The organism is Imperialibacter sp. EC-SDR9 (genome assembly GCF_902498805.1).
Classification (GTDB): domain Bacteria; phylum Bacteroidota; class Bacteroidia; order Cytophagales; family Cyclobacteriaceae; genus Imperialibacter.
The window spans coordinates 167,443-180,459 of sequence record NZ_LR701577.1; the positions used below are offsets into that span (position 1 = coordinate 167,443).

The following is a 13,017-nucleotide window of genomic DNA, read 5'->3' on the forward strand; positions in this document are numbered from 1 at the left end:
GTAAATAGCAATACAGACAATTGTTAGCCAGAAAGGTGTACCCTGGAAAAATTAAAGAGGTTACTTTCTGCGGAAGCGCAGAGAGTAACCTCTTTAATGCAAGTCGCCGGTTATTTGGCTTCGAAAGGCTATAAAACAGACCAACTACACCTTCACGCAACGAACAGAAAGGCCGTCTTTCTTTTCGTAGTAGCTTCGGTTCACATGGGCGTTGTCGTATTCCATGATGTAGCTCCAGGCGAGCTTTTTGCCTTCTTCGGCGGGTGTCCACCAGTAGCCGATGCTGCCCCTGTCCATAAAGGAGCAGTCGTCGTCGCACAGGCCGCCGGGCTTGGCGTTGAACCCAGCCTCGTTGGTAGCGCCTTCGTTGGGTGCCTTCCACAGCTCAGTTGACTTGAGGATGGCGCCGGCATTTAGATGTCCTCCCACGGTTTGCAGAAGCAGTTTCCAGTCGTCGTCTCCAGCGATTCGGAAGCCCTCCGGGGCCAGTCCCCTGGGGTCGACCAGGGCATACCAGTTGTACAGCTTGCCATACAGCTTGCCGTTTTCGGGGTCGTTGTTGTAGTAGCACCAGGCGCCGGTGGTGAGGCGGTCCCATTCGTCAGTGTCGGTTACCTCGGGGATTGGGTCACCGTTGCGATATGTGTCTACGTCCAGGTTGTCGGCCATCCATATCTGGTTACCGATTTTCACCAATTTGAATTCCATGGTTCGGGCAATTAGTATGTCGATAAAAAATTTGTTAGGCTATAATAGCTGTATGCCAAACAAAAAACAATAGCTATTTGATGGTATCAAGTACCAATGCGTCAGTATCCACACTACCGTCGGCTAAAAAAAGATCAATTTCTTTCAGACATGTGGGGTATTTCTCTAGTAGCAACTGCTCCGACAATTGCATATACGTGCCCAACGTTCGCTGGAAGCTGTGGAAATCATTCTTCCTGCCATTTCCAATATTTCTCAGGTCACTGATTAACAGGTTGTCTATGCCGGCTACCTTTTCCTGAAGATCATAAGATTCGTTAATTGCGTACAATAGATTAAAATCGATTGATGACAATATGGAAGAATTGAGACTCGTTTTCCACGCCACTTCAGGCAAGCCAAGCAATTCGATTTCTATATCAAGCCTGCCTCTCGCTAGCAGTAAGTCCGGGAATTGCGCCTGAAGGGAATCAAATTGACTACTGGAGCCTAAGAATGTCATATCATCATCCACCAATGGAAGGTAAGCATCCAAAAAGCCGAGCTGACGTGCGTTAACTTGAACTAGCGTATCCATGGCAGACTGATTTCTTGCTACTTCACTTCGAATATTTTTCAAAGCCACCTCTGCTATTTGCTGCTCCCGCCTGTTACCCGCCCAGTTGTTAAGCCAAAAGGCTATCAGCACACCCAAAACCACTCCTGCAAATCCAAGGACGTGATTTAGCCATTCAATTTTGTCCGATGTGCTCTTTTTCTTTTTTGCCATAAAACGAAAGTCTCGCTTTAAATTTATCAACCCTGTGGGAGGAAAACAACCCTGGGGCACATTGCTATTGGCTGACGGGAAAAAACGAAAAACCCGGCCAAAGGCCGGGTCTTTTTAATACCGGAACATATTATCCATACACCTGCTTATTCCGGTCGTTCTGATATAACGTAGCCAGTGGGTATTTCCTTGTCTGGCAGGTTAAATGTTTCCTTTACAGCATTGTAGTCGCTGTAGTCCATCCGGCCTGTGAACTGCCCAGGCACCACCACTACCCTGGCCAGCCAGTTATCGAGAAATGGTGAGCCCAGGTTGTCGAGGTTGAAGTCGGAATCGAGGAATACCCTGGCGTCGAACTTGGTGAAGTCGAAGTTGTACTGTAGAAAGCCGAAGTCGGTGATCATAGACTGTGGCAGCAATCGCCACACTTCAGTGCCATCATCGAGTGTATCCCACAGCAGGTAAACCAAAACCACATCGGAGTCCAATGCAGTAAATCCATCGGGGTACTCAAGAAGGACACCATAATCGGGCGATTCAAAGTCGAAGACGAATTCAAACACATAGGCTTCCTCGCCATCTTTTCCGTCGACACCATCATAACCATCGAACCCCTGTGGGCCGGGAGGGCCCTCCGGGCCAACGCAGGATTGACCGATAAGGAGCATAGCAACAAAGGCTGAGTAAATGAGCTTTTTCATATCATTAGATTTTTTGGTTCATGCCAGCAATAAGCCAAAGATTGTTCCAAAAAATATTTTTGAACGACTTTCCTTTTACCTTTGAGGCAAAACCAGATCATGAAAAAGACCCTAATCTACCTAAACAGCCTGTTTTTCATTCTTTTTTCCTGCTCGGAAAAAAAATCGTCCGAGCTGTTCAAAGCCACGGATTTCACTGCCGAAAATCTTTTCACCAACAACATTGAGGGGCCGGCCTTTGATGCTGACGGCAACCTGTACGTAGTCAACTTTGGAGAAGACGGCACCATTGGTAAGGTGGATAGCGAAGGCAATGCATCGCTCTTTTTGACCCTACCGGAGGGCAGCACCGCCAACAGCATCAAATTTGGCAAAGACGGCACCATGTACCTGGCCGACTACACCGGCCACAATGTGCTGGCGGTTGACATGGCCACCAAAGCGGTGTCCACCTTTGCTCACAACGACGCTTTCAATCAGCCCAACGACCTCTGCATTGACCGCCAGGGCAGGCTCTTCGCTTCCGACCCCAACTGGGGAGACAAAACCGGGCAGATCTGGAGAATTGAACCCGATGGCAGCACCGTTTTGCTCGACAGCGCCATGGGCACCACCAATGGGATTGCGCTGAGTCCCGATGAAAAGACGCTGTATGTGAATGAGAGCGTGCAGCTGAAAATCTGGGCATTTGACGTGGATGCCAATGGAGAAATTACCAACAAGCGGGAATTTGCTTCCTTCGATGATTTCGGTTTTGACGGTATGAAATGCGACAAGGAGGGAAACCTTTATGTGGCACGTTATGGAAAAGGCGTGATTGCGGTACTGAATCCCGCTGGGGAACTTGTAAGGGAGGTGGCGCTGATGGGCAAAAAGTGTAGTAACCTGGTCTTTGGCGGTGAGGATGGCAAAACAGTGTTTGTTACGCTACAGGACAGAAAAGGCATGGAGAAGTTTTTGAACGACATTCCAGGCAAAGGCTACTAGGCAATGGCACAGCTGCTGAAACACATCGCCCTGGTGGTGGCGGACTACGACGAGGCCATTGAGTTTTACACTAAAAAGCTCTGTTTCACCCTTGTGGAAGACACTCGCCTGAGCGAGACCAAAAGGTGGGTGCTGGTGGCACCACCTGGCGGAACCGATGGTTGCCTGCTGTTGCTAGCAAAGGCCGCCAGCGACGAACAACAAACCAGGGTGGGTAACCAAACCGGCGGCAGGGTGTTTCTCTTCCTTCATACCGACGACTTCAAAGGAGACTACCAAAACCTGCTTGATCAGGGCATCAAAATTGTTCGTGAGCCTTCGCAGGAAGAATATGGTACTGTGGCTGTTTTTGCTGACTTGTATGGTAATTTGTGGGATTTGATTGGATCGAACCAATCCGACGGCTGACGGCCCCGATGTTTCCGCCTTTCGGGCGTCTGACGGCTCCGTCGCACATGGCCTGCTGGCCGTGCCGACGCCTGGCCAATCTGGGGGTACAAACCTTCTTGCAGGATGTGGCTTCACCGACATCCTCGAGGTATTACGCCCTTTCAGGGCTTGGAGAGGTACGAGCCCTGAAAGGGCCCGGACGGAGTGAAATATGTATGCGAAGGGTAAAGCCTACGCACCAACCGGCGGCTGACCGCTCCATCGCCTTGGCTCACTGGCCGTGCCGACGCCTGGCCAAACAGGGAGCACAACCACTCTTGCAGGATGGGGCTGCACCGCCATCCTCCTGATTATCACGCCCTTTCAGGGCTTGTAGAGGTACGAGCCCTGAAAGGGCGGTATATTCATGCGTTGGGTAAAGCCCGACGCACCAACCAGCGGCTAACGGCTCTACCGCACAAGACCTGCTGGCCGTTCCGACGCCCTACCAATTAGGGACACAAACCTTCTTGCAGGATGGGGCTGCACCGCCATCCTCCTGATTATCAAGCCCTTTCAGGGCTTGCGGAGTTTCGAGCCCTGAAAGGGCGGTATATTCATGCGTTGGGTAAAGCCCGACGCACCAACCAGCGGCTAACGGCTCTACCGCACAAGACCTGCTGGCCGTTCCGACGCCCTACCAATTAGGGACACAAACCTTCTTGCAGGATGGGGCTGCACCGCCATCCTCCTGATTATCACGCCCTTTCAGGGCTTGCGGAGTTTCGAGCCCTGGGCCGGGCACCCCTGAGCCGGGCACCCCTGAGCCGGGCACCCCTGAGCCGGGCGATATATCTATGCGTTGGGTGGAGCCCTACGCAACAATTCGGCGGCTGACAGCTCCACCGCAATGAGTTCCTGGCCTTGCCGACGCCTGCTCCCATCTTCGGTCTCCGGTCTTCCGTCCCCTACCTCATTCATACCTCAGCGACTTCACTGGATTCATTCTGGCGGTGTTGATGCTGTGCCAGGCCACCGTGAGGAAAGCCACAACCACTACCGCAACGCCAGTGACAGCAAAATATACCCAGCTCATGCTGATGTGATAGGCAAAATTTTCCAGCCATCCATTCATAAAATACCAGGCAAAGGGCCAGGCGATGAGGTTGGCGATCAACACGAGCTTGAGGAAATCCCACGACAGCAGCCTTACCAGACCGATTACATTGGCACCAAGGGTTTTTCTAATCCCTATTTCCTTGGTTCTTTTTTCAATCATGTAGTTGGTCAACCCAAACAGCCCTAACACCCCAATCACCACCGAGAGCAGGGTAAACAGCACCAACACGCTGGCCTGTCGTTGCTCGCTGTCATAAAGCCGCTGTAGCTCCGTATCAAGCAGGCTGTACTCGAAGGGTGCGTCGGCGAAGATGTTCATCCAAACGTCACGCACATGGTCCACCCCGGCGGGGTCGTTGATGCTATTGACTTTCACGTACACATACCTGTCCTGCCACGGGCTGATGAAAAAGAAAAGTGGATCTATTTGGCTCCTTAGTGAGTTGAAATGAAAATCTTTCATCACCCCTACTATCTTTCCGCTCGCTTCGTCTCCATAATGGAGTGTTTGTCCAACGGCCTCCTCAGCTCTCCAGCCCAGCATGCGCACCAACGCTTCATTTACCACCACATGGCTATTGAGCGGTTCGTCGGTGCTATCGTTCAGCTGCATGGAGGTAGCATTGAAACCCTCCCCTGCCAGCAGCTCGATACCGAGGGTATTTACCATTTGATCGTCGGTGGTAAACCCAAGGGTACGAATGCCCTTGTTGGGATCCATGCCGTCTTTGTACGACGACCAGGTGGCGAGAATATTGCCCATCATGGCCGAGCCTCTGCTCACATCCCCAATGGCACTATTCTGCTTTAGCTCGCTGCTGAAGGCCTCAAACTTGTTGAACATCTTTCTATCGGCAAAGGGCACAACAATTACCTGTTCTGAATTGTAGCCCAGGTCTTTGCTGTTGGTGAAATTGAGCTGCTGGTAGATGACCAAAGTGCCCAAAATCAGAAAAATAGAAATGCTGAACTGGAAAATGACCAGCGCTTTGCGAAACATGTCGCCAGCCTTGCCCGGGTTGAAAGTGCCCTTGAGCACCTTCACTGGAATGAACTGCGACAAATACAGCGCCGGGTAGCTACCAGCGATCAGGGTAATGGCAAACACAACGGCTGCCAGCAGCGCTATCCAGCCGGGGTTGTCAAAATAGCTGATCGATATTTTCTGTCCAATGAGCTCGTTGAAAGCGGGTAGCGTGAACTCAGTGATGCCCACGGCTAAAAGCACTGCCAGGAAAGTGATGATAAGGGTTTCGCCGTAAAACTGTAGGATAATGTGCGTTCTTACCGCACCCATTACCTTTCTGATGCCTACCTCACGGGCTCTTTTTTCAGAGCGGGCCGTCGTCAGGTTGATATAATTCACGCAGGCCACCAGCAAAATGAAAACGCCAATCAGTGCAAAAGCCAGCGTATTCGACATGTTTCCTCTCTGACCTATATCGGCCTGCAAATCACTGTCCATGTATATGTCTGTAATAGGCTGCATTTCAAATGATACGGACATGCCTGATCCATCCAGCTGAGGTTTCAGTTCCCTTTCAACAATAGCATTTATTTTCGTTCCCACTTCACCAGCATTTACTCCCTCAGCCAGTTTCAAATAGGTGATGTAGTTCATGGGAAACCATTGTTCTCCATCGTCCATGCTGTGAAATGCGCAGACAAAGTTGAACTGCAAGTGGCTGTTCGCAGGCGGGTCTGCCACCACGCCAGTTACTTTCTTGTCGGTATTGTTGTTGATTCTCAGCGTCTTGCCCATTGGGCTGCCACCAGGAAAATACTTCCTGGCCATGGAGGATGTGATCACTACCGAACTAGGATCCTTTAAAGCTGTCTCTGCATCTCCTTCTATAAGGCCGAACGAGAAAACCTTAAAAAATGAGGAGTCGGCATACGAAAATGTCTTCTCCATAAATACCCTTTCCCCTTCCTTTACAATAGTCGGCTTAAAAATGCCCACATCAGCATAACGGCAGAACAGCTCCACGCCAGGCACCTCTCTTTTAGCTATTGGGCCCAGGATACTACCAGAAACGGCGATCCTGCCTTTTTCTTCACCCATGACTGCGGAAGTCACCACTCTAAATATGCGTTCCTTCTCCTTGAAGAACTGATCGTAGCCAAGCTCATGAGACACAAAAAGGAAAATGAGCAAACAACTCGCCACGCCGGAGGCGAGACCAAAGATGTTGAGCAGTGAATAAAACTTATTTTTCCAGAAACTTCGAAAGGCGATGGTAAGGTAGCTTTTGAACATATCGGTGAGTTTAGTTGCCCTGTGGCACATGTGTTGGCAAATAGCTTACCAAATAAATCCTGCCCAAATATAGCTTAAAAGGCCCTTTGTAAGGAGCTGACAACACCATAGCGTCCGCCAGCGAACACCAACGACCGCAAGGTGTACAATGTGACAATTAAGCCGTAAATTGGTTTTCAAATGAGTCGTCATGAGTCAGAGCTTCCACAATGTCAATATTCAATCGCATCTTGACAAGATGGAGGAGTTGACTGCAGAGGTCAACAATGTATTCGGAGACCTGTCGGCGCAGCAGTTAGGCTGGAAGCCTGTAAAAGGTCAATGGAGCATCAGAGAATGCCTGGATCATATCATGACGACCCACAACCAATACTATCCACAGTTTGATAAAATTGCTGATGGCAGATACGATCCCGCTTTTTGGCAGAAAATGCCTGCTTTTTGGCACAGCTTCTGGGGCGGGCAACTGGTGGAATACCTAGGGCCGGAGGTCAAGCGTAAATCGAAGTCGCCGGCGATATTCCGGCCAACCGCAGGCAGGCTTAGCCAACATATTGTGAAAGACTTTACTGATAGCCTCAAGCTGTTGACTAGAAAAATGATAGCGATGGATCATGTAGATCATACAACAGTCATTATTACGTCGCCAGTGTCAAGGCTGGTGACCTACTCGCTGTACGACACGCTACAAATTGTGGTGGGCCATGCGGAGAGGCACGTAAATCAAGCCAAACGGGTTACCCAGCAGCCCCTTTTTCCTGCCAGATAATGTCTTCTGGCCTTGCATGATTTTCGCTCATTTGACTCATCGTTTTCAGGTAAAAAACCAAACCATGACAGATCTTATCAAAAAACTTAACTACAAAGCTCAGCAGGCGATAGGCATATTTGAGTCTCCGGATGAGTTCGCACCTCATATCAGGGACTTTGAGAAGCTGGGAACCGTTTATACCCAAATCAACTCCGCCGACAACTTTGACTTTGTGCTCGTGTTTGTAAAAACAGAACAGGCCATTACCGAACTGAGTCTGGAACTGGCGCCAAAACTAACAGACGACGCCCCATTTTGGTTTGTATACCCTAAGAAGAGCTCCAAAAAGTACAAAGCTGAAATCCATCGTGACCATGGCTGGGCATCGCTTGGAAAACTGGGCTTCGAAGGCGTGCGTATGGTAGCGGTGGACGACGACTGGTCGGCGCTGAGGTTCAGGAAAGCAGATAAAATCAAAACACTGAAAAGAGATCCTTCCTGGCGGCTGACCTGATGCACTCAGTTAATTCTGACAGACAGTAAAACAATATTGGTATTGAGAATATCTCTATCTTGTGGAGATAACCAACCAAAATTCAAATGAACAATCTACTTTATATCGTTGCTGTTCTTTGCGCAGTATGGGTCATTTATGACGTATGGGCCAACCGCAAGTCGATGAGTTCGGGCACAAAATTACTATGGACAATATGTGCGCTGCTATTTAGCATAGTTACCGCTATTATATACGCAGTGTTTGGTAGAAAGTGACCCAAAAAACGGGAAATCATTGCCTGGAAATTTCTCTTTTTCTTGGTTTGGCAAAAAGCTTAATTTTAATCTATATCTACTGCCGTTTTAAATGAACGATGCTTAGCTTTCTGGTAAAATATCATCCACCGAACGCAGAAGTACAAAAAATTTGAAACGGAAAGCACTCAATATCATCAACTGGTCTTCGCTGGGAGTAAGCAGTGTTGGCTTGTTTCTACTGATTATTGACGTTGGCTTCCCCTACAGCGGCGTCCTTGAAGTCTACCTTCATACCTTGCTTCCCGTTCTTGCTGGCATCTTGTTTGTGCTGATTATAGCTGCAAGCACTATCGCATGGATGCTCGATTCCAGTCGACTCCGGTCAAGACTGGTAGAGGCACTGCTGGCTATCTACATGCTGGCCTATGTAGTGTTTTCAATCAACCCGCACTTGTATCCTCAGTTGAGCTTTTTCACGCACAAATTCACCGGCTATTGGGGCTGTTTTTTCATTTTCGTGATAGAGTTTTCAAGGCGCACGACGTCCCTCTACAGGCTTTCAAAGAATCCGGCCAACCTCTTCATCTTCAGCTTTGCGCTCATTGTGTTGCTAGGCTGCGGACTGCTGATGCTGCCTAATGCCACTTATGAGGGTATTGGCTTTGTAGACGCTCTTTTTACATCAACAAGCGCCGTGTGCGTTACAGGCCTCATAGTAGTTGACACTGGTTCTTATTTCACTACGTTCGGCCAGGTTGTGATACTTGGCCTCATTCAGGTGGGTGGTATTGGCATTCTTACCTTCACCAGCTTTTTTGGCCTTTTTTTTAAAGGTGGGTTTAGCATCCAGAACCAGTTATTTCTAAAAGATGTAACAAATACTAACCGGCTGGCGGAGGTGAGTGGCATCGTGAAAACAATTGTCGCTTTTACCCTTCTGGTTGAGTTGGCAGGAGGTATTGCCATATTCACGCAACTCAACAAGGCAGTGCTGCCAGGTTTTGTCGACAGGGTACTCTTCGCCGGATTCCATTCCATATCGGCCTTCTGCAACGCAGGCTTCTCTACGCTTGGTAATAGCCTGTACGATCTAAACTATCGCTTCAACTACTCTCTGCATTTAGTCATCGCTTTTCTCTTCATTTTCGGAGGGTTGGGTTTTCCTATCGTTTTCAACTTCGTAAACTATCTTAGGGAGTCAGCCCGCACAATAGTGGCCCGGCTGGTAAAACGGCGGATTGTGTATCGGCTACCCATCAGGATCAACCTGCACACAAGGATCGTACTTATTACAACGGCACTTCTCATAGTCCCCGGCACTTTGCTTTTCTACTTCTTCGAATACGACAATACGCTGGCTGAGCACAACGAATTTGGCAAATGGGTGACCGCCTTTTTCGGTGCAGTCACGCCCCGAACTGCTGGTTTCAACACTGTCGACAATACGGCATTGAAGCTTCATACCATCATGATCATATTGTTGCTCATGTGGATCGGAGCCTCGCCCGGTTCCACCGGTGGTGGCATAAAAACTACCACGATCTTCCTGGCCACCCTTAACTTTCTAAGCCTGGCCCGCAGCAAAGACAGGGTGGAGTTTGGCAAAAGAGAAATCTCCAACAAGTCGATCAGGAGAGCGTTTGCCATTATCTCTCTTTCGTTGATATTTATCGGGCTGGCCACATTTATGATTACCATGCTTGACCCGGAACTACCATTTATTCAGGTGGCGTTTGAATGCTTTTCGGCTTACAGCACCGTGGGGCTAAGCATGGGAATTACATCGAGTCTTAGTACCGGCAGCAGGCTAGTGATTATTCTTATCATGTTTATTGGTCGGGTGGGTGCGCTTACCCTGCTTGTAGGCATGCTACGAAGAGTGCAAACATTGAGGTATCGTTATCCAAACGAGGAATTGTTTATAAATTAAGTTTGTATGAAATACATCGTTTTTGGTCTCGGAAATTTTGGCAGCAGCCTGTCCACCACGCTCACGGCCATGGGGCATGAAGTGATTGGGGTGGATAAAAAAATGGACAAGGTGGAACTGCACAAGGATGACATTACGCACACTATTTGCCTCGACTCCACTGATATTCAAGCGGTAAGCTCGCTTCCCCTGGAAGATGCGGATGCGGTTATTGTTGCCATAGGTGAAGACGAAGGTGCCTCTATCATGACCACAGCCCTGCTGAAGCAACTCCATGCTAAACGAATTATCGGCAGAGCGGTGAGCGAATTACACACTACGGTGATGCAGGCCATGGGCGTGCATGAAATCAGTCGGCCAGAGCAAACCTCCGCCATCAGGCTCGCAAAAAGGCTTAACTTTAAAGGCGTAGTTGATTCATTCGAACTGTCGGACAAGCACAATATCATTGAACTGAAGTGCCCTGAGAAATATGTAGGAAAAACACTACTGGAGTCAGAGTTTAGAAAGAAGTACAACATAACAGTGCTGACCACTATTAAGCCAGTGGAAGGGAAAGAAGATGGTAAGATTTCCGGTGTAGCCACTGCGGAGACTGTTCTGGAAGAAGGAGATACGCTGGTTATTTTCGGAGCACTCGACGACTTGAAAGATATGCTGGATGACAGTGAATAAAAGTGTAAAACGATGCGGATCAATACAGACCCGCATCTTTTCAATCAATTACTGGCTATAAAAGGTGCTTGCCCCACAAAAGCATCGTCAATCAGTTGATCGGCCACAAAATGAGCCAGGTCTGTAGCACTGATCCCGTCGCCGGGGCAATCCTCCAAACTTACTTTCACTCCCCTCCTTTCGTGCGTAAGTTCAATCATGGGCAGCCTCACCAGCGTCCAATCGATATCGCTTTTTCTAAGAGACTCATATTCTACCTGCTTGTCTGCTGTGGTTTTGGGGTAGTTGGCTCTCATCCACTCAGTGGCTATTGCCACTTTTTCGCTCTTCTTGTCAAATGACGTGTTGACGTTGAGCCCGGTAAGGACGACATACCGCCGGATGCCATAAGTTGTCATTGCCGCTACAATATGCTTTGAAGCCTCGCTGAAAATTGAATCCTCCCCTTTTGGCTGGCCAACTGCACTGATGATGGCCTGGCATCCGTCCAACAACGACCGGATAGCTTCCACATCTCGTGCATCGCCTTTCAGTAACTCGATTTTCGGATCTTCAATTTGAAGGTTTTCAGGAAACCTAAGAAGAAGTTTGACGTGATACCCACGGCTGAGCAGCTCTTTTACGATGTACCTGCCAGCCTTACCTGTGCCGCCAATGACGGCTATTTTTGAAGTGTTATTCATTTTACTCTCAATAAAATAAGACAATAGTTGATTACCTGGTATTGCCAGAAAGGCAAACCGATTGAGCAGAAGTGTTTTCTGCTAAGCCTAAGTCAATATTTTATCAGGAGATTTTAATAAGTCGAAGGTAATGGATTTTGGGGAATTATGCAGCTTGGAGTTGATCAGCCTGGAATGAATTCCAAGGTGATTCAAATCTTCAGCCTGGAATAAATTCCAAGCTGTTCAAAAAAACCGTGCCGATGGCACTAGTTAAATAATGCGAGGTTAGTTCATGTAGATAGGTAGTTCGGTAGTTTTCAAATCCTCGATTCCTCAAATAGTCAAATACTCTCCTCCTACTTCCACACATCTTTTACCTTCGCTTCCAAATATTTCAACGTGGCAGGCGCTTCTTTCGGAAAATCGTCCCAACGGGCTTCGATGACGATTTTTCCCTTGTAGTCAATTTTCTTCAGCTCTTGCAGGTACGGAACTACTTCGTCGCCAAGCGTACCCGGCGGGTCCCTGTCTGCCTTTTCAGCGATATCGCAATGGAAAGTAATGCCCTTTCCCTGCGCTATCATCGACGGAGGATCACCATCCATGAGCATGTGGTAAATGTCCACGCAAGCCATCAGATTTGGCTCATCTACCCGCTTCACCACATTCACCACCTCATCAAAGCCGTTGAGAAAGTTGGCTTCGGTCTTGTTGAGGTTTTCTACGGTGATCAGGATATCGTATTTCTGCGCCTGCACGGCTACTTTCTTTGCAATGGCTACAAACTGATCTACTGCCCTTTGATAGTCCCAGCCGTCAGGCAACCGCCGGGAACCACCGCTGCCCCATACCACCAGATCTACATCAATCTGCTTGCAACGCTGAAAAACAACGTCGGTGTAGGCCAGTATGGCTTCCTCATTTACGTCAGGGCCAATCACTTTCAGGTTGCCTGGCAAAAAGTAGTTCACAGCAAACATGTTGGTTTTCATCTTTTTGATGGTGGCAACATTTTCGGCAAACTGCTCATCTGACACTTTTTGCGGACTGATAATTTTGTCCACCTTTTCTACAAAATACTTATAGCCGGAGGCACGCATGAGGGCATCGTCTTCCATGTCCCATGCCACGGTAACTGCCGGTCGTTGTGCATAAACAAACGAGGTGGCGCCAAGAAGTAAGAGAGCAAACAAAGTGGTTTTCATAGGCGATAGTTAAGTAGGTTATTTCATTGCTTCCTTTCACAGGAAACATTAACTTAAACTTAACTATTAATTTCAAATACCTCTCGGCAAGGAGGCGTAACTTCACCCTAACCAAATCTATCTAG

13 protein-coding genes are annotated in these 13,017 nt (G+C 48.5%); 7 read left to right on the forward strand and 6 right to left on the reverse strand.

All coding sequences use genetic code 11. The features are described 5' to 3' along the window. Window positions 1-144 precede the first annotated feature (144 nt). From GC130_RS06355 to GC130_RS06365, 3 genes are all read right to left on the reverse strand, one after another. Window positions 145-708: a fibrobacter succinogenes major paralogous domain-containing protein gene (locus tag GC130_RS06355; RefSeq protein WP_151997439.1), complete on the reverse strand. Its 564-nt coding sequence runs from the start codon at window positions 706-708 to the stop codon at window positions 145-147. Window positions 709-781: 73 nt separating this feature from the next. Then, window positions 782-1,477 carry a hypothetical protein gene (locus GC130_RS06360; protein ID WP_151997440.1) on the reverse strand — a complete coding sequence of 232 codons (696 nt, stop codon included), beginning with the start codon at window positions 1,475-1,477 and terminating at the stop codon, window positions 782-784. A gap of 146 nt (window positions 1,478-1,623) precedes the next feature. Continuing rightward, on the reverse strand, window positions 1,624-2,178 hold the full coding sequence (locus tag GC130_RS06365) for a collagen-like protein (RefSeq protein ID WP_151997441.1): 555 nt from the start codon (window positions 2,176-2,178) through the stop codon (window positions 1,624-1,626). 99 nt (window positions 2,179-2,277) lie between these two features. Between GC130_RS06365 and GC130_RS06370 the strand changes: the two genes are divergently transcribed. Next, the gene (locus GC130_RS06370; protein ID WP_151997442.1) at window positions 2,278-3,165 is read left to right on the forward strand and encodes an SMP-30/gluconolactonase/LRE family protein; all 888 of its coding nucleotides are present in this window, start codon (window positions 2,278-2,280) and stop codon (window positions 3,163-3,165) included. 3 nt (window positions 3,166-3,168) lie between these two features. Then, window positions 3,169-3,573, forward strand: coding sequence for a VOC family protein (locus GC130_RS06375; RefSeq protein WP_151997443.1), 405 nt, complete (start codon window positions 3,169-3,171; stop codon window positions 3,571-3,573). A gap of 934 nt (window positions 3,574-4,507) precedes the next feature. Here the strand turns inward: GC130_RS06375 and GC130_RS06380 are convergent. After that, a complete protein-coding gene (locus tag GC130_RS06380; protein WP_193217787.1) occupies window positions 4,508-6,913 on the reverse strand; it encodes an FtsX-like permease family protein in 2,406 nt (801 codons plus the stop codon). A gap of 190 nt (window positions 6,914-7,103) precedes the next feature. On the opposite strand from GC130_RS06380, the gene GC130_RS06385 reads away from it, so the two are divergent. The 5 genes from GC130_RS06385 to GC130_RS06405 all read left to right on the forward strand — a co-directional run bounded on the left by GC130_RS06385 (window position 7,104) and on the right by GC130_RS06405 (window position 11,022). Then, entirely contained in the window at window positions 7,104-7,682 is a 579-nt protein-coding gene (locus GC130_RS06385; RefSeq protein ID WP_151997445.1) for a DinB family protein, read from the forward strand. A gap of 64 nt (window positions 7,683-7,746) precedes the next feature. Beyond that, window positions 7,747-8,178, forward strand: coding sequence for a hypothetical protein (locus GC130_RS06390; RefSeq protein WP_151997446.1), 432 nt, complete (start codon window positions 7,747-7,749; stop codon window positions 8,176-8,178). Between the two features lie 86 nt (window positions 8,179-8,264). Then, window positions 8,265-8,435 carry a PLDc N-terminal domain-containing protein gene (locus GC130_RS06395; protein WP_151997447.1) on the forward strand — a complete coding sequence of 57 codons (171 nt, stop codon included), beginning with the start codon at window positions 8,265-8,267 and terminating at the stop codon, window positions 8,433-8,435. A gap of 151 nt (window positions 8,436-8,586) precedes the next feature. Then, window positions 8,587-10,347, forward strand: coding sequence for a TrkH family potassium uptake protein (locus GC130_RS06400; RefSeq protein WP_201568345.1), 1,761 nt, complete (start codon window positions 8,587-8,589; stop codon window positions 10,345-10,347). Window positions 10,348-10,353: 6 nt separating this feature from the next. Beyond that, window positions 10,354-11,022: a TrkA family potassium uptake protein gene (locus tag GC130_RS06405; protein WP_151997448.1), complete on the forward strand. Its 669-nt coding sequence runs from the start codon at window positions 10,354-10,356 to the stop codon at window positions 11,020-11,022. 44 nt (window positions 11,023-11,066) lie between these two features. Here GC130_RS06405 and GC130_RS06410 read toward each other — a convergent pair whose 3' ends face one another. After that, window positions 11,067-11,705: an NAD(P)-dependent oxidoreductase gene (locus GC130_RS06410; protein ID WP_151997449.1), complete on the reverse strand. Its 639-nt coding sequence runs from the start codon at window positions 11,703-11,705 to the stop codon at window positions 11,067-11,069. A 338-nt stretch (window positions 11,706-12,043) separates the two neighbouring features. Next, window positions 12,044-12,892, reverse strand: coding sequence for a sugar phosphate isomerase/epimerase (locus GC130_RS06415; protein WP_151997450.1), 849 nt, complete (start codon window positions 12,890-12,892; stop codon window positions 12,044-12,046). Window positions 12,893-13,017: the final 125 nt, after the last annotated feature.

Excerpts from the sequence above, each read along its gene's own strand:
- GC130_RS06355 (WP_151997439.1), bottom strand. The coding sequence starts at position 708 with ATGGAATTCAAATTGGTGAAAATCGGTAACCAGATATGGATGGCCGAC.
- GC130_RS06360 (WP_151997440.1), bottom strand. The coding sequence starts at position 1,477 with ATGGCAAAAAAGAAAAAGAGCACATCGGACAAAATTGAATGGCTAAAT.
- GC130_RS06365 (WP_151997441.1), bottom strand. The coding sequence starts at position 2,178 with ATGAAAAAGCTCATTTACTCAGCCTTTGTTGCTATGCTCCTTATCGGT.
- GC130_RS06370 (WP_151997442.1), top strand. The coding sequence starts at position 2,278 with ATGAAAAAGACCCTAATCTACCTAAACAGCCTGTTTTTCATTCTTTTT.
- GC130_RS06375 (WP_151997443.1), top strand. The coding sequence starts at position 3,169 with ATGGCACAGCTGCTGAAACACATCGCCCTGGTGGTGGCGGACTACGAC.
- GC130_RS06380 (WP_193217787.1), bottom strand. The coding sequence starts at position 6,913 with ATGTTCAAAAGCTACCTTACCATCGCCTTTCGAAGTTTCTGGAAAAAT.
- GC130_RS06385 (WP_151997445.1), top strand. The coding sequence starts at position 7,104 with ATGAGTCAGAGCTTCCACAATGTCAATATTCAATCGCATCTTGACAAG.
- GC130_RS06390 (WP_151997446.1), top strand. The coding sequence starts at position 7,747 with ATGACAGATCTTATCAAAAAACTTAACTACAAAGCTCAGCAGGCGATA.
- GC130_RS06395 (WP_151997447.1), top strand. The coding sequence starts at position 8,265 with ATGAACAATCTACTTTATATCGTTGCTGTTCTTTGCGCAGTATGGGTC.
- GC130_RS06405 (WP_151997448.1), top strand. The coding sequence starts at position 10,354 with ATGAAATACATCGTTTTTGGTCTCGGAAATTTTGGCAGCAGCCTGTCC.
- GC130_RS06410 (WP_151997449.1), bottom strand. The coding sequence starts at position 11,705 with ATGAATAACACTTCAAAAATAGCCGTCATTGGCGGCACAGGTAAGGCT.
- GC130_RS06415 (WP_151997450.1), bottom strand. The coding sequence starts at position 12,892 with ATGAAAACCACTTTGTTTGCTCTCTTACTTCTTGGCGCCACCTCGTTT.